The 22,566-nt window shown below is 54.9% G+C and carries 26 protein-coding genes; 7 read left to right on the forward strand and 19 right to left on the reverse strand.

Annotated features, from left to right (window positions below):
- Window positions 1-66: 66 nt before the first annotated feature.
- From osmV to GNG29_RS10345, 7 genes are all read right to left on the reverse strand, one after another.
- Window positions 67-1,215, reverse strand: a complete 1,149-nt coding sequence (gene osmV, locus GNG29_RS10315) for an osmoprotectant ABC transporter ATP-binding protein OsmV (protein ID WP_103824510.1) — start codon at window positions 1,213-1,215, stop codon at window positions 67-69.
- Window positions 1,215-1,862: an osmoprotectant ABC transporter permease OsmW gene (osmW, locus tag GNG29_RS10320; RefSeq protein WP_103179440.1), complete on the reverse strand. Its 648-nt coding sequence runs from the start codon at window positions 1,860-1,862 to the stop codon at window positions 1,215-1,217. The genes osmV and osmW overlap by 1 nt, the downstream gene beginning before the upstream one ends.
- A gap of 9 nt (window positions 1,863-1,871) precedes the next feature.
- Window positions 1,872-2,771, reverse strand: a complete 900-nt coding sequence (osmX, locus tag GNG29_RS10325; protein ID WP_156654419.1) for an osmoprotectant ABC transporter substrate-binding protein OsmX — start codon at window positions 2,769-2,771, stop codon at window positions 1,872-1,874.
- Between the two features lie 18 nt (window positions 2,772-2,789).
- Window positions 2,790-3,500, reverse strand: coding sequence for an osmoprotectant ABC transporter permease OsmY (gene osmY / locus GNG29_RS10330; protein ID WP_156654420.1), 711 nt, complete (start codon window positions 3,498-3,500; stop codon window positions 2,790-2,792).
- Between the two features lie 262 nt (window positions 3,501-3,762).
- Entirely contained in the window at window positions 3,763-4,506 is a 744-nt protein-coding gene (locus GNG29_RS10335; RefSeq protein ID WP_156654421.1) for a YoaK family protein, read from the reverse strand.
- A gap of 167 nt (window positions 4,507-4,673) precedes the next feature.
- Window positions 4,674-5,297 carry a glutathione S-transferase family protein gene (locus GNG29_RS10340; protein WP_156654422.1) on the reverse strand — a complete coding sequence of 208 codons (624 nt, stop codon included), beginning with the start codon at window positions 5,295-5,297 and terminating at the stop codon, window positions 4,674-4,676.
- Window positions 5,298-5,341: 44 nt separating this feature from the next.
- Window positions 5,342-6,343: a GlxA family transcriptional regulator gene (locus GNG29_RS10345; RefSeq protein WP_156654423.1), complete on the reverse strand. Its 1,002-nt coding sequence runs from the start codon at window positions 6,341-6,343 to the stop codon at window positions 5,342-5,344.
- Window positions 6,344-6,462: 119 nt separating this feature from the next.
- Between GNG29_RS10345 and GNG29_RS10350 the strand changes: the two genes are divergently transcribed.
- The gene (locus tag GNG29_RS10350) at window positions 6,463-7,104 is read left to right on the forward strand and encodes an HD domain-containing protein (RefSeq protein ID WP_156654424.1); all 642 of its coding nucleotides are present in this window, start codon (window positions 6,463-6,465) and stop codon (window positions 7,102-7,104) included.
- Window positions 7,105-7,164: 60 nt separating this feature from the next.
- Here GNG29_RS10350 and GNG29_RS10355 read toward each other — a convergent pair whose 3' ends face one another.
- Window positions 7,165-7,437: a hypothetical protein gene (locus GNG29_RS10355; protein ID WP_156654425.1), complete on the reverse strand. Its 273-nt coding sequence runs from the start codon at window positions 7,435-7,437 to the stop codon at window positions 7,165-7,167.
- 18 nt (window positions 7,438-7,455) lie between these two features.
- Here GNG29_RS10355 and GNG29_RS10360 point away from each other — a divergent pair, with 18 nt between their 5' ends.
- From GNG29_RS10360 to GNG29_RS10370, 3 genes are all read left to right on the forward strand, one after another.
- Window positions 7,456-7,659: a hypothetical protein gene (locus tag GNG29_RS10360; protein WP_231736617.1), complete on the forward strand. Its 204-nt coding sequence runs from the start codon at window positions 7,456-7,458 to the stop codon at window positions 7,657-7,659.
- 27 nt (window positions 7,660-7,686) lie between these two features.
- A complete protein-coding gene (locus GNG29_RS10365; protein ID WP_156654426.1) occupies window positions 7,687-7,983 on the forward strand; it encodes a nitroreductase in 297 nt (98 codons plus the stop codon).
- A 270-nt stretch (window positions 7,984-8,253) separates the two neighbouring features.
- Window positions 8,254-8,475 (forward strand): hypothetical protein, encoded by a 222-nt coding sequence (locus GNG29_RS10370; RefSeq protein ID WP_156654427.1) that lies wholly within the window; start codon window positions 8,254-8,256, stop codon window positions 8,473-8,475.
- Window positions 8,476-8,594: 119 nt separating this feature from the next.
- On the opposite strand, the gene GNG29_RS10375 is transcribed toward GNG29_RS10370, so the two are convergent.
- Window positions 8,595-8,789: a hypothetical protein gene (locus GNG29_RS10375; protein ID WP_103179450.1), complete on the reverse strand. Its 195-nt coding sequence runs from the start codon at window positions 8,787-8,789 to the stop codon at window positions 8,595-8,597.
- A 115-nt stretch (window positions 8,790-8,904) separates the two neighbouring features.
- Window positions 8,905-9,792 carry a LysR family transcriptional regulator gene (locus GNG29_RS10380; protein WP_103179451.1) on the reverse strand — a complete coding sequence of 296 codons (888 nt, stop codon included), beginning with the start codon at window positions 9,790-9,792 and terminating at the stop codon, window positions 8,905-8,907.
- A 153-nt stretch (window positions 9,793-9,945) separates the two neighbouring features.
- On the opposite strand from GNG29_RS10380, the gene GNG29_RS10385 reads away from it, so the two are divergent.
- Window positions 9,946-11,043 carry an NADH:flavin oxidoreductase gene (locus GNG29_RS10385; RefSeq protein ID WP_156654428.1) on the forward strand — a complete coding sequence of 366 codons (1,098 nt, stop codon included), beginning with the start codon at window positions 9,946-9,948 and terminating at the stop codon, window positions 11,041-11,043.
- Window positions 11,044-11,084: 41 nt separating this feature from the next.
- Here the strand turns inward: GNG29_RS10385 and GNG29_RS10390 are convergent, their stop codons facing one another.
- On the reverse strand, window positions 11,085-12,260 hold the full coding sequence (locus tag GNG29_RS10390) for an MFS transporter (protein WP_156654429.1): 1,176 nt from the start codon (window positions 12,258-12,260) through the stop codon (window positions 11,085-11,087).
- A gap of 60 nt (window positions 12,261-12,320) precedes the next feature.
- On the reverse strand, window positions 12,321-13,454 hold the full coding sequence (locus GNG29_RS10395; protein ID WP_156654430.1) for an alpha/beta hydrolase: 1,134 nt from the start codon (window positions 13,452-13,454) through the stop codon (window positions 12,321-12,323).
- A gap of 115 nt (window positions 13,455-13,569) precedes the next feature.
- Here GNG29_RS10395 and GNG29_RS10400 point away from each other — a divergent pair, with 115 nt between their 5' ends.
- Window positions 13,570-14,454, forward strand: coding sequence for a LysR family transcriptional regulator (locus tag GNG29_RS10400; RefSeq protein ID WP_103179455.1), 885 nt, complete (start codon window positions 13,570-13,572; stop codon window positions 14,452-14,454).
- Between the two features lie 472 nt (window positions 14,455-14,926).
- Entirely contained in the window at window positions 14,927-15,400 is a 474-nt protein-coding gene (locus GNG29_RS10405; RefSeq protein WP_103179456.1) for a hypothetical protein, read from the forward strand.
- A 114-nt stretch (window positions 15,401-15,514) separates the two neighbouring features.
- Here GNG29_RS10405 and GNG29_RS10410 read toward each other — a convergent pair whose 3' ends face one another.
- From GNG29_RS10410 to GNG29_RS10440, 7 genes are all read right to left on the reverse strand, one after another.
- On the reverse strand, window positions 15,515-15,754 hold the full coding sequence (locus tag GNG29_RS10410) for a DinI family protein (RefSeq protein WP_103179457.1): 240 nt from the start codon (window positions 15,752-15,754) through the stop codon (window positions 15,515-15,517).
- 85 nt (window positions 15,755-15,839) lie between these two features.
- On the reverse strand, window positions 15,840-16,628 hold the full coding sequence (locus GNG29_RS10415) for a phosphotransferase family protein (protein ID WP_156654431.1): 789 nt from the start codon (window positions 16,626-16,628) through the stop codon (window positions 15,840-15,842).
- Between the two features lie 110 nt (window positions 16,629-16,738).
- On the reverse strand, window positions 16,739-18,928 hold the full coding sequence (locus tag GNG29_RS10420) for a TonB-dependent siderophore receptor (protein ID WP_156654432.1): 2,190 nt from the start codon (window positions 18,926-18,928) through the stop codon (window positions 16,739-16,741).
- Window positions 18,929-19,239: 311 nt separating this feature from the next.
- Window positions 19,240-20,442: an MFS transporter gene (locus GNG29_RS10425; protein ID WP_156654433.1), complete on the reverse strand. Its 1,203-nt coding sequence runs from the start codon at window positions 20,440-20,442 to the stop codon at window positions 19,240-19,242.
- Window positions 20,443-20,486: 44 nt separating this feature from the next.
- Window positions 20,487-21,248 carry an SDR family oxidoreductase gene (locus GNG29_RS10430; RefSeq protein WP_156654434.1) on the reverse strand — a complete coding sequence of 254 codons (762 nt, stop codon included), beginning with the start codon at window positions 21,246-21,248 and terminating at the stop codon, window positions 20,487-20,489.
- A gap of 4 nt (window positions 21,249-21,252) precedes the next feature.
- Window positions 21,253-21,441, reverse strand: coding sequence for a hypothetical protein (locus GNG29_RS10435; RefSeq protein WP_156654435.1), 189 nt, complete (start codon window positions 21,439-21,441; stop codon window positions 21,253-21,255).
- Between the two features lie 154 nt (window positions 21,442-21,595).
- Entirely contained in the window at window positions 21,596-22,534 is a 939-nt protein-coding gene (locus GNG29_RS10440) for a GlxA family transcriptional regulator (protein ID WP_156655468.1), read from the reverse strand.
- Window positions 22,535-22,566: the final 32 nt, after the last annotated feature.

A 22,566-nucleotide genomic window follows, 5' to 3' on the forward strand; every position in this document is an offset into this window, starting at 1 on the left:
CAATATTTTGACGGGAAAACGCGGGGTTAGCAATGCGAAGAGCCGGGCAAGGCCCGGCTGACAATATTAACTGTCGCTGTGAATATTCAGCGCCCGGCGCGTGCGGCCGGAGCTTAAGTATTCCGCAATATAGTCCTGAGAAATTTCGCCGTTATAGCGCCCCTCTTCATCGACAATCGGCATCCAGCTGGTGTTGCTCTCATACAGCCGTGACAGCACCACACGCAGGTTGTCCTCCGCTTTGCCGGTCATGCGGAACGGGTGGAGCAGATCGGCGCAGGTGCCGGTGGCATTGCGCGCTTCCCGGCGCTTCACAAAGCCCAGCGGTTTGCCGTTTTCATCCACCACGGTGACGGCGCGAATGTCGTTGTCGTCCATGATGGCGAAGGCTTCCGGCAGCGGCGTGGCTGGTCGCACGGTCAGGGTTGGCTGTTGATCCGTGACATCGCCCGCGGAGACCAGCAGCAGACGCTTCAGGGTGCGGTCCTGGCCAACGAACGAGCCGACAAATTCATTGGCCGGTTTCGCCAGCAGTTCGTCCGGGCTGGCGCACTGGACAATGCGCCCCTGGCGGAAGACGGCGATACGATCCCCCAGCTTCAGCGCCTCGTCGATGTCGTGGCTCACCAGCATCACCGTTTTTTTCAGCTTGCGCTGCATCTCGAGGAACTGGTTCTGGATCACCTCGCGGTTAATCGGGTCCACCGCACCGAAAGGCTCATCCATCAGCAGTACCGGAGGATCCGCCGCCAGGGCGCGAATCACGCCGATACGCTGCTGCTGACCACCGGACATCTCCCGCGGATAGCGGTTGAGGAACTTATGCGGATCCATCGCTACCATATCCATCAGCTCTTCGGCGCGGGTTTTACAGCGGGCTTTATCCCAGCCCAGCATGCGCGGTACGACGGTGATGTTCTCTTCGATGGTCATGTTCGGGAAGAGACCAATCTGCTGGATCACGTAGCCGATGTTGCGGCGCAGGGTCACGGTATCCATCTCGCTGGTGTCCTGGCCATTGATCTGGATGGTGCCGCTGCTCGGGGTAATCAGCCGGTTAATCATCTTCAGGGTGGTGGTTTTGCCGCAGCCGGATGGGCCGAGCAGGACGCACATCTCCCCTTCGGGCACGTTCAGGTTGACGTTATCTACGGCCTTAAAAGTCTGGCCGTGCTTCTGTGAAAATTGTTTGGTGAGGTTTTCCAGTTTTATCATTATCGAATCCCCTTTGGAGTCAGAACGATCTGCAGACGGTGCAGTAACCAGTCGAGCACAATCGCTAAAAGACAAATCATCAGCGCGCCGGCAATCAGCATACGAATATCACTCCCGCCAATGCCGTTTAGCAGCAACAGGCCAAGCCCGCCCGCGCCGATGACGGCGGCAATGGCCATCACGCCGATATTCATTACGACCGCGGTACGGATGCCGCCGAAAATCACCGGCAGCGCCATCGGAATTTCTACCCAGCGCAGGCGTTGCCAGAAGGTCATGCCGATGCCGCGACCCGCTTCGCGCAGGCCGGGCGGCAGGCTGTCCAGCGCCGTATGGGTGTTACGCACAATCGGCAGCAGCGAGTAGAGAAACACCGCGGTAATGGCGGGCAGGGCGCCAATACCCTGACCGATCATGGAAAAGAGGGGGATCATCAGGCCGAACAGAGCAATGGACGGGATGGTCAGCACGATGGTGGCAATCCCCAGCACCGGCGTCGCCAGCCATTTGTGACGCACGATCAGAATGCCCAGCGGCACGCCGATAATAATGGCCAAGCCCACCGCCAGCGCCACCAGCCACAGGTGCTGGAAGGTCAGGGTCATGATGTAACCCCAGTTATCAAGAATGTAGTGAACGGTATCCATAGCGCCTCCTTACAGCAGCTGCTTACTACGCAGGAAATCACGGGCGACCTGCTGCGGTGACTGATGATCGATATCCACCTTCTTGTTCAGCTCGGTGATGACGTCGTTATTGAGCTGGGCAGAGAGGGTGTTCAGCGCCTCTTCCAGCCCCGGGTTGGCTTCCAGCGTATCCTTGCGCACCACCGGGGTCACCGCGTAGCTCGGGAAGAAACCTTTGTCATCTTCCAGCACCTTCAGATCGAAGCCTTTAACGCGTCCGTCAGTGGTGTAAACCAGCCCGGCATCGACAAAGCCGTCGCGCACCGCGTTATAGACCAGACCTGGGTCCATCTGGCGAATTTGCGGGCGATCGAGCTCCATGTTGTAGGCCGCCTGCAGCGGCTTCATGCCATCGCTGCGCCCGGAGAACTCCAGATCCAGACCCAGCATCCAGTTGTTATCCGGATCGGTTTTGCGCACCTGCTCAATCTTCGCCACCAGCTCTGACATGGTGTTGATATTTGCAGCCTCGGCGCGCTTACGCTGCATGGCAAAGGCGTAGGTGTTGTTCATGTCAGCAGGTTTGAGCCACACCAGGCCGTGCTTCGCATCCAGACGTTTCACCGTCTCGTAAGACTCCTCTGGCGACATGCGTTTGTTGATGTGGTTAAAGATGATCAGCGAGGTGCCGGTATACTCCCAGGTCATATCGATCTGCTTGTTGATCATCGCATTACGGGAAATGACGGTGGCAATGTTGGTCTGAGGCTTAACTTCAAACCCTTTCTTTTGCAGATACTGCACGGTCATCGCCGAGAGAATATGCTGTTCGGTAAAACTCTTGGTCGCCAGGATCAACGGCGCCGCGAGCGCCTGGCTGGTAAAGAGCGCGGCGGTACAGAGCGCCGCCAGGCCGGTAAATAGTCTCATAGAAGCTCCTTATTATTGTTATCGCGCGAGATGCGGGCTCATCAGACGGCCCAGCGCCGCCAGCAACGTATCCAGAATCAGGGCGAACAGGGCGGTGGCCGCCGCGCCCAGGATTAGCGTCGGGAAATCATTCAGGTAGATGCCGGGGAAAATCAGCTCGCCGTAGCTGCTGGCGCCAATCAGGAAGGCCAGCGGTGCGGTACCGACGTTAATGGCGGTGGCAATACGAATACCGGAGAGCATTACCGGCCAGGCGTTAGGCAGCTCCACCTGGCGCAGACGCTGCCATTTGGTCATCCCGATGCCGTTTGCCGCTTCCAGTAATGATGCCGGAACCGAGCACAGACCAGCGTAGGTGTTACGCACTATCGGCAGCAGCGAGGCGAGGAACAGGGCGATAATGGCGGGCGTATCGCCGATGCCAATCACCACCATCGCCAGGGCCAGAACTGCGAGCGGTGGCAGGGTGTTGCCGACGTTAAAAATCTGCATAACGTATTCGGCGATACCGCGCGCGGCCGGACGGCTCAGCAAGATACCGCTGGGGATACCGACCAGCAGGGCGAAGAACATGGATGAGAAGACTAAAATCAGATGCTGTTGCCCGAGATAAACCAGGTCAACCTGGCGCGCTTTGATCGTCTCCAGCCCAATTCCCCAGACGAGGAGGGCGACGACCACAATAATGGCGCCGACAAAAAGCAGCGAGCGTTTTAATAAAGTATGCATTGCGGTGTGTCTCCCTGTGCGCATGCGTTCGTTATAGCAACCATAGATTGCCTGTTGTTATGCCATGTTTTGGCAGGGGTATTTGAGCTATAGCAAGGGTTTGGGAAGGGTTCCAGCGAAGCGGTATTATTCCTAACCTTATGAATACTGCGGAAATATGAGGTTAAGCCTTACGGGGTAAGGGCTGGATACCGGCAGGCAGAATAGTCTTAAAGATAATTTCATTAAGTGACACCGTCACTTAATGAAGAAGTAGAGTCTGTTATTTGCTGAGTGCAGCGCGAACCTTTCGCACCCGCAGCGAGGTGCTGATGATAGAGAAGGTGGCGACGAAAACCAGCATTAAGCCCAGGGCCAGCATCGCATTAAACCCAAACCACCTGAACAGGACCAGCCCGGCAATCCCTCCCGTAATAAACGAGAAAAGGGTGGTGAGGTGGGTTGTAAGCTGGCTGGTTTGTGCGGCGGTATCTTTGGAGTAATCCCGGCGTAGCATCGCCACCACCACAGAGGCCAGCGAAATGCCTGCGTCGGTTAACGTGCCAGTAATATGGGTGGAGCGTACCCGTCCACCGGAAAGTTGGGTGGAGGTGGAATTATGGATCCCCATCAGCCCGCAGAGAAAAACAATAATTTCCCTGTTAGTCGTGAAGGTATGAAAATAGATTTCATGCAGGGAGACGCCGGCCAGTAATAACCCTTCAATAAACAAAACCTGACAAAAAATGAGCCGCACATTGTGCATGATGCCCCATAAAACAATTATCCGCGCAATAATTGCCCCGGTCACAAACGACAGAATAATGGTGGCGAAGAAAATAATATCGTTCAGATCCGTTGAGGAGACTTCGCTGGAAAATTGTGAGGTATTGCCTGTCATATGGGAAGGAAAGAAGCCAAAAGCACCCAGCGCAATGGCATTCAGCAATCCTGCGGAGGTCGCCAGCCAGAGGGCAAGACGACGATCCTCCTGATGGGTTCGTTCTTTCTTAAGTTTAATCAGCAAAGAATACCTCCGGTTTGAGCTTTGCCTGAATAATCAGGCTAGCAAAGCCTGGTCATGGATTGTCCAGGATAGTACTTAATTATTAAGGCACCGGAGGTGGGCGAGAATTAAGTAATTAAATAAAATAACCTTGATAACAAAGTGCTTATTTACCCGGCGCATTATGCTCAAAGCATGCCATTATTTCCGTGGCGCATAAACGCCGGGCGCAGATTTAAGCGTTCAAACCAGGCCTCGATAGCGGGCACCGGTGGATGCTCAAAAGGGGTCATCTTCCAGCGGTTCACCGACAGCCCCAGCACCACATCGGCCAGGGTAAAAGTGTCGCCCGCCACCCATGCCCCGGTGCGTTGCAGCTGCTGCTCAAGGATCGCGATATGGTGGTTCCACTCCTTAATCCCGGCTGCAATTCGCGCCGGATCGTTAAAGTCCGGGTTTTTACGCCCCAGGGCCGGAAAGACATAGCGCCAGGCGTTATTAAATTCCGTCGCCTGCCAGTCCATCCAGCGTTCGACGTTGGCGCAGGCTTGTGGATCTGTCGGGAGAAGGTCGTCCCGCCCGGTTTTGCGAACCAGATAGCGGCAAATGGCGTTGGATTCCCAGATCACGAAATCATTGTCGATCAGCACCGGCACCATCGCATTCGGGTTCAGCGCGCGAAAGGCATCGGTTTCTGTAGAGGAAAAGCCGCTGCCGTAATCTTCCTGCAGATAGTCCAGACCCACTTCTTCACAGGTCCAGAGCACTTTGCGCACGTTAATGGAGGTGGTTTTGCCGAGGATTTTTAGCATGGTGCAGGTGTCCTTTGTCGGGTGAGTTAACAACAACAGAGCCGTTATTCAGTGAGTTTAGGGCAAACTTGGGTGGGGAAGTCTTCCTGTTGGCCTACCATCTTCCGCCAGGCGGCAGGCGTCATGCCTGTGAGTCGACTGAACACACGCCGCATGACATCCGGACCTGAGAAACCGCATTCTGCGGCTATTTTTTTCGCGGGCAGCTTCTCTTTTTCAATCAGCAAGCGCGCTTTTGACACGCGCTCACGCTCCAGCCATTGAGCCGGGGTCAAACCGATCTCCTGGCGAAAAATACGCGTAAGGTGCCTCTCACTAAGGTTGATGTGTTGCGCCAACATGGCAACCGAGCCAATCTCTTTAATATTCTGAATTGCCCAACGCTGAAGATCCTGGAGTGCTGAGCGTCCGTTCAGGGAAAGTTGGCTTCGTCTGACAAAGTGCGACTGATTAACAGGCCGACGAAAGAACATCACTAACTGATCCGCAACCTCGGCCGCAATTTCCCGCCCCAGATCTTCCTCCACCAACCTCAATGCCAGATCGAGGCCGGATGTCACACCGGCGGCAGTACGCACCCTACCATCGGCGATAAACAGCGCATCGCTTTCCACGACTATTTCAGGATGTCTGATAGAAAGCAGTTCCGCACAATTCCAGTGGGTGGTGACCTGCTTACCGCTGAGTTTTCCGGTAAGCGCCAGCAGCAGCGCGCCAGTACATACGGATCCAAACCGCTCACTTTTTTCGCATAAGGCGGTAATACCCGCCAGGACATTGCTCTCTGGCGTATAACCAGACATACCTGGTGCGCCCGCAATGAGAAACGTATCAGGAACGAGTTCTGAAATATCCGCGAGTGAAAAATCTGCCGCCAGCCTGACGCCGGACGAGGCCTGCACAGCAGAGCCACTGACGGAAACGACATACAGACGATAAAATTGACGTCCCAGGATTCTGTTAGCCTCAGCAAAAACATCTATAGGCCCGCCTACATCAAGCAACTGCACGCCCGGCACCGCCAGTATGGCTATGGTATGACTCATTTTCTCCTCCCGGCGTCTGAATAAATCCAGATGTCCTTATTCGTCGTAAAAGTACGGTGGCAGACATGAATGATAAACCCTAATTTAGAGGCACACCATAGCCATCTAAGGAGTTATTCATGAGTACTGCAATTAAAGGTATCAGCGTCCCGGACAGCCGTATGGCCAGAGAAGCCACGGAATTTATCAGGGACACCGAAACAGAGCTGCTGTTTAATCATTCAAGCCGGGTTTATTACTGGGCGGCCCTGGCTGGGCAGGAAAGAGGCCTGAAAGTAGACAGTGAGCTGCTGTACATTGGCTGTATGTTTCATGACATTGGACTCACCCATGAGCATTGCAGCTGTGACAAACGTTTTGAAGTAGACGGCGCCAATGCGGCACGTACCTTTCTGGAGGGATATGGTATCGCTCCTGCCGACATTGATAAGGTATGGACAGCCATTGCACTCCATACCACACCAGGCATACCTGAGTTCATGGCACCAGAAATAGCCCTGGTTACCGCAGGCGTGGAAATGGATGTGCTGGGAATCGATTATGAAAAATTTTCAGAAGCAGATATTAAAGCGGTTACGCAGCAGTATCCCCGTACGCCAACATTTAAAGAGGATATTATTCAGGCATTTTATGACGGTATAAAACACAAGCCGCAGACGACATTCGGTAACGTAAAGGCTGACGTTATTAAGGATAAGGAACCCGGTTTCACTCCTTTTAACTTCTGCAATATTATCCGGCAGTCACGCTGGCAAGGGTGAGCCGCTGCAACGCAATAATTGAATGAGGGCAGCAGTTAAATATCAGGGATGACCTTCACCTTAAAATATGGATGATGCCTTCACAGGCGGCGCATGACGTTTAGCTGAAGACGTCATGCGCCTTTTTGCGGAAGTTAACGGTTGGCGCATAGATAGATTGAGCCAGACCAATGCTGCTGTTTTTTGCGTGTGAAGATCTCTCCGTTGCTCTGCCATGTACCGTAACAGATATAATTCTACTTCGGCCCGTTCAGGTTGAATATCCAGCGCCAGTGAAGCGAGGATTAAAAGGGTCTCCGACTCACCTTTGGCCGCCTCGTTATCGCCTTCCACAACGCCGGGATCCAGAATGTGCTGGCAGAGATCGCGGACGCAACAGCAGAGGATTTCGACCGCGTCACGGCGGTAAACCTGCGCGGCGTCAGGGGTTGCATGAAGTATGAACTGCAACAGATGCGTAAGCAGGCTCTGACCGTTTTAAACTTAAGAATGTCTTACTATTTAAGTGGTGCTGTATTCATTTATTATATTTGTTGCAATATGACCGATTTTTAGAGTTTCTAACCTTCTCGAGGGACAATAATGGAAAAAAATTTCACGCCAGAACAGATAGAAATGATCAATCGTATTGTCTTTGCACACATTGATCGGATGAACGAGAAAGCTGCTGGAATTGTTGAAGAAACAGAGAGGGCAGCACACCATGAACTCCAGGAGAGCGGGATCGATATGACTGATTTCTCTCCTGCTAACAAAAGTTTTTTGATGGTTACGCTCATCCAGAACCTGATAGATCGTGTTCACGGCGGCGATATGACGGTTGCCCAAAAGTTAATAACGATGGAAGCTAAAAGGCTGAACGTCAGCGTAAATGAATAATGTCCACTTCAGGTAGATAGAGAGAGATGGCATGCCGGGCATGCCTGTTTCATTTAAAAAGGCATTCAATTATTCCTCTGACACCCACATGAGTAAAGTGAGCACGATAGGTACTGCATCCCAGCGCACTGAGTAGCACCACATCTGCCAGAGCGGCTTGCCGGATTTATAGCGTCATAAGCTGCCGTCCTGATGAAATTCACGATTCAGGCGCTATACCTTAACAGCCAGTGATAAAGTGGCAGGCAAACATATTAAGGGATTATAAATATGCAGATTGTTTTTGTGCCCGCCTTAATCGTCGTCCTGATTGATAAAGAGCAGGAGCTGGGGCGGGCGTTAACACAGGAAGAGGTAGAGGCAATCCGCGATGGTGCTACGGCCATCCGGCTGCCGGACGAGGCGGCCAACGATATGATCAGAGAGCGCGGCTACCGCGATATTGACCCAGAAAATGTCTGGCAAGAGTGGGTGGCGTATAAAGCAGGCTGACGCAACCACGTCAGGTCAGCCTGTCTTAGATATAGCGCCTATTTCACCAGAGCAAACAGATCGTTCAGCGATTCGCTCATGGTACAGCCGATATTAATGCAGGTGCCGCAATCCATGGCTTACCATTCAACTGTGATTTTCCCGAAGTGCTTTCCGCCCGCAAGGAGGCTGAATGCTTCGCTGACAGAGGCCAGCCCTTCAAACCTGTCGGAAATGGCGGGGCTGATCCCGGTCTGATTCTGCGCTCTGACAACGTCCTGCCGCATACGATTGCTGCCGACCACCAGCCCCTGGAGACGGGCTTGTTTCGCCATCAGCCCGGCGGTCGGAACAACGCCTTACATACCCGTCAGGACGTCAATCAAGGCAATATGGCATTGAGCGGGGGCCATCTCCGGACTAAAAAAGAGAGATCTGTCGTGACATATTTCAGCCCGTAGCGGTTGAGATCAGCGATGACTTCAATTTATCGATAAACATACTGACCCGCAGAGGAAGATAACGTGTTGTTGGCAGTACGGCCCAGACCGATAACGCCTGCGGCCTGACATCAGAAAAATTAATCTCAACAAGCGTGCCTTCGTGGAGCTCTTTCATGACATCCCAGCGGGTAAGCTGCGCAATGCCCAGTCCGTGAGAACAGAGTTCTCTTATTCCTTCGACGTTATCGGAGCTGAAACGCCCATCAACACCGATCCTGATAACGTCACCATCACGTTCAAACAGCCATTGAGGCACGCTGCTGAGTCTGAGGCAACTGTGCTGCAGTAAATCTTCAACAAAATGAGGTACGCCATTCGCCTTCAGGTAATCGGGTGAAGCGCAGACGATCCGCGGATTATCAGTAATTTTGCGGGCAATGAGCGTGGAGTCTTTTAATGGCGCGATGCGGATGGCGACATCGAATCCTTTCCCAACAATATCAACTACATTCTCGCTGAGTTGAAGGTCAATATTCAGCTTTGAATTGTCCGCTAACAGTTCAGAAACCAGAGGCAAAATATTTCGTCTTCCAAAGCCTGATGGGGCAGTGATCCTCAGTAATCCGGACGCGCCCTGGGTTGAGGGAGAGAATAGCGCACGGGCACCTGCCTCTGCATCAATAAGCGCCCGTGCGTAAGGCAGAAATTCCATTCCTTCCTGAGTTAAAGAGACAGAGCGCGTCGTTCTCTGTAAAAGGCGCGTTCCCAGCTCGTGTTCAAGGGAGGCGAGGCGTCTTGAAACGGCCATGGCGGAAAGACCCTGTCGTTTCGCTGCCTGCGTCAGACTGCGCGTTTCGGTGATAACGAGAAAGAGTGAAACATCCTGCAAATTCATAGCGGCTCCGGTATCAGAATCAGCGCAAAAGTTATCTAACGGCCATCGTGATTATAACGATAAACGTTATACAGCCTTATCATTTTGCCCCGTTTAAGCCTGATTAAACAATGATTATAGTGCGTTTACGATTTAATTAATCAGGAGTAACGTATGAACAAATCATCCCTTTTTACCCCGGGGCATATTGGAAAGGTTGTCTTAAAAAACCGTCTGGTGGTGGCGCCCATGACCCGTGTCACCGCCTCAGTGGAGGGCATCGCCAGCGATCGTATGACGATTTACTACGAAGACTTCGCCCGGGGTGGATTCGGCCTGGTGATATCAGAAGGTATTTACATTGATAAGGAATGGTCACAGACCTATGCTTTTCAGGCTGGCTTAACCAGCCCGGAACAGATTGCGGGATGGCGCAACGTCACCGACGCAGTCCACAAGCATAACGGCCACATTTTTGCCCAAATCCAGCACGCTGGCGCATTGTCGCAGGGGAACTATTTCAGGACGGGAACAGTGGCACCAGGCGCCGTTCGTCCAGTGGGCCAACAGATGTCATTTTATCGTGGAAAAGGTGAGTATCCTGTACCACGTGAACTCAGTGAAGAGGAGATCCAGAAGATTATCACAAGCTTTGCCGATGCGGCTGCGGCTGCCGTTTTCGACGCTGGCTTTGATGGTGTGGAGATCCATGGTGCCAATGGCTATCTTCTCGATCAGTTCTTCACGGATTACACCAACCCGCGATCTGACCGCTGGGGCGGGGACATCGCTGGCCGCCTTCAACTCAGCCTTGACGTCATTCAGTCTGTCAGACAGCGAGTAGGTCATGATATTCCGGTAGGGATCCGTATCTCGCAGGGGAAAGTGAACGACTTCTTCCATAAATGGGCTAATGGGGAAGACGATGCCCGGGTGGTATTTTCGCTGCTTGCGCAATCCGGTATCGATTATCTGCACCTGACGGAGTATGAAGCCTGGCAGCCAGCATTTGCTGATAACCCGCTCTCACTTGTCGAACTGGCCCGTAAATATGCACCACAGCTGACGATTATGGCTAATGGCAGTCTCCACGATGAGGCGCGGGCAATACAGGTCATGGAGAAGGGAGCCGATTTCATTGCACTTGGGCGCGGCGCGCTGGCAAATCACGACTGGCCTGAGCGTGTTGCCGCAGGCCGAACCTTACGCGAATTTGACAGCTCAATCCTGGGCCCCATTGCCAATATTAAAGATTCTGAGCTTTCTCTCTGATCCTCCTGCCCCGGCGCGTGCTCCGGGGTATTTTATTGATTCTACTGGTTTTTAGATGCCGTCAAAAATGTCAGCGCCCCCGCGCTCAGCAGCAAAATAGCACTCATGCCAAAGGTGCTTTGCCAGCCAAGGTTATCGAACACCATGCCGCCCGCCGTGGAGCCCAGCGCAATCGAGAGCTGGATCACCGCCACCATCAGTCCGCCACCGGCCTCTGCATCCTCGGGCAGAGTACGGGCGAGCCACGCCCACCATCCCGTTGGCGCTGCGGTTGCCAGCAGACCCCAGAGACCCAACAGCAGGGCGACGATCCAGGCGCTGTGCCCGGTCAGGATCAACATTCCGGCAATGGTGGCCATCAGCAGGGGGATCGCCATTAACGTCGGGTAAAAGCGTGTATTTAAAAAGCCGGCGATAATCAGCGTGCCAACAAATCCCGCGATACCGATGGTAAGCAGGATCAGCGACAAGCCGGAGGCGCTGACGTGGGTGACGGTTTCCAGGAATGGGCGCACGTAGGTGAATAACGCGAACTGTCCCATAAAGAACAGACCGCAGGCTAACAGGCCCACGCGCACCACAGGCTGGCGGAAAAGGCGCAATACCGTACCCTGTGCCGCCCGGTCATTCTCCATCTTCGGCAGGCTAAAGCACTGCCAGATGAACGCGATGATTGCCACCGGAACCAGGCACAGAAAGGCTCCGCGCCAGCCGATGGTGGCTCCAAGATAGCTGCCGAGCGGGGCGGCCACCACCGTTGCCAGGGCATTACCGCCGTTGAAAATCGCCAGCGCACGGGAGACCTGATGTTGCGGCACCAGGCGGATGGCCGTTGCGGCAGACATGGACCAGAAGCCACCGATGGCGATCCCAATCAGGGCGCGTCCGACCATATAGACCAGGTAGCTGGACGCAAAGGCAATAAGCAGCCCGGACGCCGCCATCAGCGCCGTCATACCCAGCAGAAGCGTTTTACGGTTCATATTCCCGGCAATACGGGTCAGGCTCAGGCTGGTCAGGACCGCCAGCGCGCCGGAGATGGCAATCCCCTGGCCGGCCAGACCCTCGGTGACGCCTAAATCGCGGGCAATGGGAGTCAGCAGGCTGACCGGCATAAACTCCGAGGCAATCAGGACAAATACGCACAGGGTCATGGCAAAAATAGCGCCCCAGTACGCGCGTTCGTTACTCTGTGTGGTTTGGCTCAGTGTGGACATAATCAGATTTCACGAAGGGGGAAAACAACGCCACCTGCCAGGGACAGGTGGCGGAGAGGATTACTTCAGGCTGGTTTTGAAGAACTGCTCAAACTGCGCAAACGGGATCTTACCGGCGACGTTGTCGTAGAGATCGACATGGTTAGCGCCCGGGACAACCACCAGCTCTTTCTGCTTGCTGCCGACGGCTTTGTAGGCATCTTCAGCAAAGTAGCGCGAGTGCGCCTTTTCACCGGTGACGATCAGCGTCGGGATGGCGATCTCTTTGGCATAGCTCAAAAGCGGCATGTTCATGAACGACAGCGGCATGGTCGCGGTCCATGCGCCGGTGGAGTTTACGGCGCGCTCGTGGAAACCACGCGGCACCCGGTAGTAATCAAAGAACTCTTTCAGTACCGGATGCGGATCGGCAGGTAACGCTTCCGGCAGAATACGTTCAGCGGCGGTCGCTTTGCCGTTTTCGACATAAATATCATGTCCGGCATGGGCAAAGGTGCCGCTCTCTGCATCTTTCCAGCGCTGCTCGTTCAGATACTCGAGCACAGCATGGCGATCGGTTGCCGAGTAGCGGTCTTTACCGTCACCCACGCCGTGGCCCATCGCCCGGCTCATGTCGTACATCACGCTGGTGGCGACCGCTTTCACGCGGGTATCCATCGAGGCCGCATTCAGCGCCATACCGCCCCAGCCGCAGATGCCAAGGATACCGATGCGGTTGCGATCCACCTCTTTTTGTAGTCCAAGGAAGTCCACCGCCGCACTGAAATCTTCGGTGTTGATGTCGGGAGAAGCGACATTGCGCGGCTGCCCGCCGCTTTCACCGGTGTAAGAGGGATCGAATGCCAGGGTGACAAAGCCCTTCTCCGCCAGGGTCTGGGCATAGAGACCGCTGGACTGCTCTTTCACTGCGCCGAACGGTCCGCTGACCGCGATGGCCGCCAGCTTGCGATCGCCCCGGTCTTTCGGCAGATAGAGATCGCCCACGAGCGTAATGCCGTAGCGGGTCTGGAAGGTGACTTTACGGTGATCGACCTTTTTGCTTTCAGCAAATGTCTTGTCCCATGTGGTGACCATCGACACCGGGGCGTTCGGATTGGTTGTCTCTCCATAACTCATGGTTGTTACTCCACTTAAAGAGGCGCATAGCAGCATTGCAGGCATGGCTGCCGTCAGTTTTTGGGTGAATGTTTTCATAAGAGGTACCGGGCTGTGTTGTGATGTTGAGGCCAGTATAGTTAGCAGTAATAGTGATGATTAGAGGGGGAAGGGTGCTAAGATTCATATCATATTGTTATGAATTGGTGGCGTTATGGCGAAGCGGGAAAATTACAACGAGCTCTATCTCTTTATGCAGGTGGCGCGGGAGGGGAGCTTCACCGCCGCAGCCCGGCGGCTTGGGTTGGCCCAGTCGGGGATCAGCCGCTCTGTTCGCGAGCTGGAAGAGCGGTTGGGCGTGCAGCTGTTGGTGCGCACCACGCGCAGGCTATCCCTGACCCAGGCGGGGGAGCAACTTTATCAGGCGACAGAATCCGCCTTCGATGCTCTGGATAGCGGGCTTGCCACGCTGGCGCACTACCGTGAAACGCCTTCCGGTACGGTGCGCATTAACGCCAGTCAGCATGCCATTGATAAATGTCTGTTGCCGAAGCTGGCGATATTTAAACAGCGCTACCCGGATATCCGGCTGGAGCTGATGAATGAGAGCCGGTTTGTGAACATCATTACCGAACGCTTCGACGCAGGTGTCAGACTGGGGCCGGAGGTGGGTCAGGGGATGGTCGCGGTGCGCATTACGCCTGACATGGAGATGGCCGTGGTCGGTACACCTGAACATTTGCGCCGCTACGGCTTTCCCCAGACGCCTGCGGATTTAGTTGCCCACCCCTGTATTGGCTATCAGTTTGCCGATGGGGGCCTTTATCAGTGGGAGCTCATTCAGGACGGTAAAAGCGTCACCCATCGCCCCGAGGGGCAGTGGGCATTTTCTGACAGCTATATGGAAGCCGAAGCCGCCCGGCTGGGCCTGGGGCTGGCTTATGTGCCGGTCGAGCTGGTGGCGAACGATCTGGAGCGTGGGACGCTGATCCGGGTGTTGCAGCGCTTCAGCCTGCGCATGGACGGGCTGTTCCTCTATTATCCCCATCGCAACGTCTCACCGGCCCTGAGAGCGGTGATCGATACGCTGAAAATCTGAGCGGACGTTTTGTTAGCCGGGCAAGGGCAGCGCTTATCTCATTACTATCACGGTGGCGCGGGCGGAGCAGCCGACAGGCTGGCCGTTTTCTATGTGGGCCCAGTACGGTTATCCGATGCCGGGCATGGAGCCAATGCTGAGCATAATGCTCTGGCACAGGGCTTCTGTTGCAGCCTTCACGAGTCAGACTTCAATCAGATCTGATATCTCCAGGTCATCAGCTATATCAGGCTATTCATCTATAATGACTATTGCAGTTGAAATTGCACAGGAAGCTGCACCCTGGTCAACGTTTTCATTCTGCCGACACAGTAAGACAGGCTTATGGCAGTGCAGGATGCAACTGATTACTCAGATGAAAGCGCTTAAAAAACGTGGCCATACACATGCGTGAATCAGGCCGGGAGTGACTGCCTTGCCCCCTAATAACACTCAATAATTAATAAAATTCTGTTTCTCCGGGAGATTAATTATGAAAATAATCAGATTTGTATATTCCGCTCTAATTGGTGTTGTCGCCAGCTGCCGTTCTATGACGCCGATGGCGGCCCTCGCAGCAGCACGCCTTGCCAGACGCGACACTCCGGGGAGCCTCATGCTGCTGGACCGTCCGTTATTCAAATTTGGCGCATTAGCGATGGGGGCAGGTGAGCTGTTTGGCGATAAGATGAAGTCAGCGCCAGACCGCACCGTGTTTTTAGGCTTGTCAGCGCGTGTGGCCAGTGCAGGAATTGCGGGCGCCGCGTTGGCACCCAAGGGAGAAGAAAAAACCGGGGCAGCAATCGCTATCTCTGCCGCTGTGCCACTTGCCTATGCCACACTTGCGGCACGCAAAAAAGCCATAGCAGAAATTGGGCAGACCAGAAGCGGCATAATTGAAGATACGCTCATCGTCGCTATCGGCGCAGCGGTAGTCTACTTCGCAACACGGCCAAAACGTCTTTAAACGTTCTCACTCTTAAAAGGTTGATCCTGGCAGGTCATAATGAAGGGGTCAGTAACGGCTTCTGGCACGAAGCGGTCTGCGGCACCTACTATGATTATGCGCGGCTTTCTGAGCTTAATCCGCAACCAGCCACATATCGGCTTCTTCAAACATCTCTTCGAGCATACGGTTCAGCTTTTCCCGATCGCTTTTACTGGCATCGCTATTCAGGCCGTTCGCCTGCATCGGCTTAACCTTCACCTCGGCATCCGGAAAGATCCGATGCACTCGCTTCGTCAGTTCAGCCAGGATGATCTCTCTGGCGCCCGGAAGCCCGGCAACATTTCGTTTGTCGTACACCAGTTCAACGAACATTACATACCCCTTATAAATACTGTTTTAATGTACAGCATTTTCACCGGGGTAATGATGCCTGTCAAGGTCGCCCGTATGACTGTATTCATAATCGTCGTGCGGTGTCCTCTAACCAGTCAGGGAGGTGTGATTGATACCAGGTTTGATACAAGGAGAACGCGCTCTTTTGCCGCTCGTAAAGTAACAAAATGACTTCGGTGACAATCCATGCCTTAGCGATGGCAATTTCTCTCGTTAATTCATTGACACTATGGTGATAAGTTAACGTGCAGTAGCGTTCAGCGAGGTCCGTATACGCTCGCATCGTCCCCATTCCCTTTATAAGTGGGGCAAGGTCGATAGCAGGACTCCCTTTTCCAAACCGTTCCCAGTCGAACAGCACGACCTCACCGTTTTCTCTTCTTCCCCAGTTACCCGCATTGCTGTCCCCTGAAATGAGACGGTGGCCGCTAAACAGCACATCACTACGCTGCTGAAATTGCTGAAGCTGCCGTGCGCTTTTTTCAGGTAACGCCAGCAGGATGAGCGCTTTTTCGAGGGCCCTCTCTGACCATGAGTGCGGGTGGTAATGCCATGCGGTATTCACCGGATAACGGTGCAGACGTGCCAGCATCGTGAGAACCTCATCACTGGCGACATCAGACTGTTCAACCGGGTAAGGAATATACTCCATGCATAATTTGCGCAGGGTGGCATCGGCGGAAAAGAGCGCCGGAGTCGCAATGCCCGCCTCGTTAAGCGACGTAGCAGCGTTCTGATAAAAACCAAACTCCACCGCGCCAACAGGAGACTTTTCAATAACGGCCTGACCGCTATGACTGACCGTTAGCGCTACATTGGCGGCCCCCATTCTGGATAAATCCCGTGCAGGCATAGACGATCCTCTCAGCAGTAGCGGGTGGGTTGCTCAGGATCCAGAGTGTAACGTAAATGGGCCGTTGCGCTAAAAACTGCCGCCCGTATTGCAGGCGGCAGTGGTGACGATCAGAATAAGACCGAGTAGTTCAGGCCGAAGGTACGACCGCGGCCTTTGTAGGTATAGAGGTTTTCAGCACCGTAGGTTGGGCTGTAGAGACCCGGTGCGCGCTGGCCCCATGCGGTGGTGTAGTCTTCATCCAGAAGGTTTTCGACGCTGAAGCTCAGCTTACCGACCGGCAGAAGATAACTGCCTAAGAAGTCCACGGTGTTATAGCCATCGATCTTCTTACCGGCTTCATCAGAGAGGTCGAACGTCTGGGTGCTTTGCATACGCAACGTCCAGTCGCCCGGCGCCCAGGTAACCCATGCGCTCATCTTAGACGGGCTGGCGCTGTCTACCGTCAGCTTTTCCCACTTTCCGTCGACGCGGGTTTCCGATTTGATGACGTTGAAGTTTGTACCGGTGCTCCACTCGCTGTCAGTGAAGAAATAGTCGATTTGGCCTTCAACACCGTAGATACGACGTTCGTCATCTTCAACGTTGATGGTCATGTCGCTTTTATTAATGTTGATGGTTTTGTCAGACAGAGAGTAATACCCGGCAATCTGCGTGCGCAGATTATCCCCGGTGTAACGCCAGCCCAGCTCGTAGGCATCAATTTTGATCCCGTCGAGTTTTGAGTCGTTCACGTTCACGCTGTTGACCAGGCGATAATGACCGTTCACCAGCTGATAGGTGCCGGAGCCATAATATTTCGCCAGATCCGGGATCTCAAAGCCCTGGGAGAAGTTAAACCACAGCTGCTGGCGTTCGGTCAGATGACCCAGAATACCGGCGTTAAACAGCAGGTTGTTGTAATCCGTCTTTCCGCCCGGCACGGCGTCTGCGGAGGTCGCTCTGCCCGTGGCAATGGCCTGCTGCTGCGTATAGCCAATAAAATCATCGACCTTGTTTTCCGTGTACTGATAGCGCACGCCGCCGCTCAGGGTGATCGCGGAGAAGTCGTAGCTACTTTGCAGGAACGGGGCGAGGTTAGTAATGCTGTAGCCCGGATAGCGTCCAACGTTATAGGCATTATCCAGCTTCATCCCCCCGCTGGCCGCCGCCTTGCTGAGGTCGAAAAATTGCTGGTTGGCGTCGAAGGTTTCATGCTCGGCATCCACACCCCATGTCAGCGTCAATGCCTCCACCGGCTTGCTGTTGATGGTGAGCTTGCCGCCGTAGAAATCGGTTTTTTGCTGCGATGCGCCAATGCTGGTGACCCGACCGCCGGAAAGCGTAGGGAAGGGGTAATAGGTCAGGCTCTCATCGCGGTAGTAAATCTGGGCGAGCAGATCCTGGCCCCAGAAATCGGTGTTGGAATATTGCAGGTTAATCAGGTGACGTTCGGTGCCGGGGATACGGTCGGAGTCGAGATTGTTTTTGTTATAGGCGTTGCCCGCGCCCGTTACTGCCGAGAAGTTCTCGCCCAGATAAAGGCCGTGCTTACCGTCAGATTCACTTTTGTAATACTGCGTGGTGAGCTGCAACTGCTGATGATCGTCGATATTCAGCGTGCCGGTGCCCATCACGTCCAGACGGTCAGAGTATTGCAAACCGGTCTGGGTGTTATCGATGATCACCTCATCGCCATTGCCATCGTACCAGCCGCCAAAGCGCTGATAGGCCACTGACAGGCGCCCGGAAGCGTTATCGTTGCCACCGCTCACCGCCGCTGCGACGTTCTCGTCATTATCGTTATGGCTGTTGAAGCCGGTTTTCAGGCCGGTCTGGAACTCGACTTCCGTTTCCGGCTGGCCCTTTTTGGTGACGATATTGATTAAGCCGCCGGTACTGCCGCCGCCGTAGAGGGAGGTGGCGCCGGAGATGACCTCAATGCGGGAAATATTAAACGGATCGATTGAGTCCAGCTGGCGGCTGTCGCTGCGCGAGGAGTTTAAACGCACGCCGTCCACCATCACCATCATGGATCGACCACGCATATTCATCCCGTAGTTGGTGCGCCCCTGGCTGCTGACGTCCATGCCGGGAATTAACTGCGCCAGCACCTCTTTCAGCTCCTTACCCCCCTTAACCTGCTGTTCAATTTCAGCCTGTTCCACAACCCAGGTGGTCTGCGCCATGTCGGTGATGCTGTGATTGGTACGGCTGGCAGCGACCACCAGCGTCTCATCTTTTTGTACTTCGGCAGAGGCATTGGCGGCTAATGTCATGAATAAACAAGAGCTTAGCGCGCGATAACTGTGCGATTTCATTATTGTGATCATCCTGATTTTTCAACGAGCCGGAGGCATGGACGCCCCGTAGCGCAAAAACATCACCGCAGAGGTGATAGTGATTATCAAGATGATATGAATAATCATTTCAATGTAAACAGGTAATGTTAAAAATTGTTTCTACAATGGCATGATATTTATGTGGTTTTGGGGGCCGCCGCCGCTTAAGTGGGGAAATACCAGAGGTTGCCCCACGTGCGTCGCTGTCGTCACGACAGTAATCGCTTACTATGGTGATGAATCATCCCCGCCATTATCTGGCAGGGATCTCAGCATCGCTGATACAGCGCTCAGGCTTCATTTTTACAGGGCTCAGCGATTACCACAGGTTTTCTGAGCTTTTCTGACAGCCGCAGGCTGATCAGCGCCAGCAAAATAAAGGTCACCGATATGCCGGCCAGCCCGTAAAATCCCGCCAGGGGATAAACCCACGAGGCTACCGCAGAGCCAAATCCAATGCCGCCGAACATAAAGGCGCTGGTCAGCGCCAGAGCGATACCACGGTGCCGGACAGACGACAGTTCAACGATCCTGCGTTGCTGACTGGGCCAGAGCAGGTCGGTGGCAAAGGCCCAGACAACGAGCATCACCAGCAACACGACCAACATTTTCGGCAGCAGGGCAATCAGCGCGGTGTCGATGATCAGCAGCGTCATGCCCGCCATCAGCAACCTTTCAGACGTAAAGCGCGCGGCGGCTCGGGTCACCCAGAGGTTGCCCAGCACCCCAGCGATGCCCAGTACGGCAAGCGCCGCGGAGAGAGCCTGTGTCCCGCCGGTGTAGGTATCGCGTATGAGCGGGGCGATGAACGAATAAAAGCTGTAAACGCCGGAGGTAATGAAAAACACTACCAGGAATGCCGTCAGGTATTTTCCTTGTGACAGGACGCTGACCATCTCAGTGAGCCGGATGTGCGACCCTGTGCGCTCATCCGGCACCGTCAGGAGGATGTTCAGCCCGCTCAAAAGGCTTACGCCGCCCACCAGGGCAAAAAGCGCTTTTGCTCCCCACAGGCTGGCAATCCACGCGGCGAGGGGAATACCGGCGAGGCTCGCCATCGATACCCCCAGGAGTACCATGCCGATAGCGCGACCGCGTTGCTCTTCATGAACCAGCTCTGAACCCAGCGCAACCAGCACCGGGCCGATAAATCCTGCCCCTGCGCCCATCAGTATGCGGGAGGCGAGTAGCGCATCGTAGGAGGGTGACAGCGCAAACGCGAAGGCGCCAGAGCCAAAAAGCCCGATGCCCGTGAGCACCAGCTGGCGACGGCGCCAGTGACCAAACATCACCTGAACCAGCGGGGCGGCCAGGGCAAAGGTCAGGCCGAAAATACTTAGCAAGCGTGCGCTCTGTGCATCGGTCAACTGCCAGGCGGCGGAAATAGCGGGCAGGCTACCCGCGACAGAGAGCGCACCGGTCGCCTGGACAAAATAGGCGATGCTCAGCGCGCGCAGGGCACGGCGCTGGGAAGCGGTGATAACAGCGTTCATGATCCATCTCCGGAAAGAACAGGGGCGCGAGGCCCCTGCAGAGCTTACTGAACAGGGATTGGGTTATCCGCGACCGACTGGTTGAACTGGTTTACCAGGGTATGCTCGTTTGCCCCCGGGTTATCGCGCACAGGCAGCACGCGATCGACGATAGCTTCAATGGTGTCTGTACCGAGCTTGTCAAACGTCTCGCTGATGAACGCCTCCAGCGGCATGGCGCGCGGGTCACCGCTCTTGTAAATCAGATCCGTATCCACCCACGGCGGGGAAATTTCGATGACCTGCACGCTGGTGTCGCGCAGCAGGAAGCGCTGGGAAAGGGTGTAGGAGTGAATCGCGGCTTTCGTCGCCGAATAGAGCGCGTTGGTGGCCAGCGGCAGGAAGGCCAGCACCGAGCTGTTGTTGATCAGTACGGCGTCTGGCTGCTGTTTGAGGTGCTCAATAAACGCCGCGCTGACGCGCACCGGCCCCAGAATATTGGTGTTCAGCAGCGTAACCGCCTGGGCGTCATCCAGCTCGCCTGCCGCGTTGTCAAACGGCATGATACCGGCGTTATTGATGACCACATTCAGGGCCGGATAGCGCTTCAGCACCTGCTCTGCGGCGGCCTGAATGCTGTTGGCGCGGGTCACATCCAGCACCACATAATCCATGCCCGGACTGGCGGCGGTGACATCCTTCAGCAGCGCCTCCCGGCGCCCGGAAATGATCACCTGGTTACCCAGCTGATGGAATTTTTCTGCCATTGCGCGGCCGATGCCAGAGGTGCCGCCAGTGATAAAGATGGTGTTATTGGTCAATTTCATGGTCTTACTCCTTCGCAGAATCGTTAAGGGACGGAATGGTAATACGTGGGTCGCGAGCAAATCCGATGAGCGCCGCGTCAACCCTCTCCCGTGCGCTCATGACGATAGTTGGATCGCGCGGGTCAACCGACAGACCGTCACTGTCACAGCACGGCGTGGCGGTGGCGCGGACCAGGTGGGTGTGCTGCGTCATGTTGTTCACCTTGTCAGTTATCGGGTCGGTGAATACATAGTACGCAGTCAGGTGCCGGCGCGGCTGACGAGAAAGGTCGTGATTTCGGACATCATGATGGCCGGATGCCGGTCATCATGAGTCAGGAGGGTGAGGAGCCAGAAAAAGAGGAGGGTCAGGCTTTGCCGGTGCGCAGCGACTGGGGGGGAATGCCGTAACCCCGGATAAAGACCTCGCGCATATGACGGCGATCGCGGAAGCCGGATTCACGGGCAATGACCTCCATCGACAGCTTGCTCTGCTCGATCAGCAGCCGGGCATTTTCCAGCCGCAGTCCTTCAATCGCTTTGGCTGGCGATTTTCCCGTTTCAGTGCGGAACAGGCGGCTGAGCTGCCGCGCGCTGACGTGGACCGCATCCGCAATGCTCTCGATGGTCAGGGGTTTGCTGAGGTTGTTGCGCGCATACTCCAGGGCTGACTGCAGGCGGTCGCTGCGAGGAGAGAGCATCAGCATCTCAGAGTGCTGCGTCTGCCCGCCGGAGCGACGGTGGTGCATAACCAGCAGGTGTGCCACGGAGCGGGCCACTTCGGCACCGAGATCTTTCTCAACCATGCCCAGCGCCATATCCAGCCCGGCGGTAAGCCCCGCGGATGTCCAGATTGCGTCGTCAATAATAAAGATGCGATCTTCTTCTACCCGGGTGGTGGGATGCAGGGACTTGAGACTCTGCGCATGCATCCAGTGGGTAGTGGCGCGACGGTCAGATAACAGGCCCGCCTGACCCAGCACGAATGCCCCGGTACAGATCCCTGCCACCCGACGCGCCCGGGGCGCGTGCGTCTGCAGAAAATCAACAATGCCCTGCGATGCGGGCAGCTCCAGGGGCGTCAACACGCCCGCCACCAGCCAGGTATCGATCTCCATATTTGCAGCAACAGGCTGGCTGTCAACGCCGAAGCCGTAAGAGGTTTTCACAGAACCGCCGCGCTCTGAATAAACGTTACAGTCATAAAAAGGTTCGCCAGCCACCTGATTCGCAAACTCAAAGATACTCAGCGTGGACAACCCCAGAACCTGAAAATGATCGGAAATCAGTAAACCTACCCGGTGCATCATTGTCTCCTGATACTTCTTTGACCAATACG

It is taken from the genome of Leclercia sp. Colony189, from assembly GCF_009740165.1.
Taxonomy (GTDB): Bacteria; Pseudomonadota; Gammaproteobacteria; order Enterobacterales; family Enterobacteriaceae; genus Enterobacter.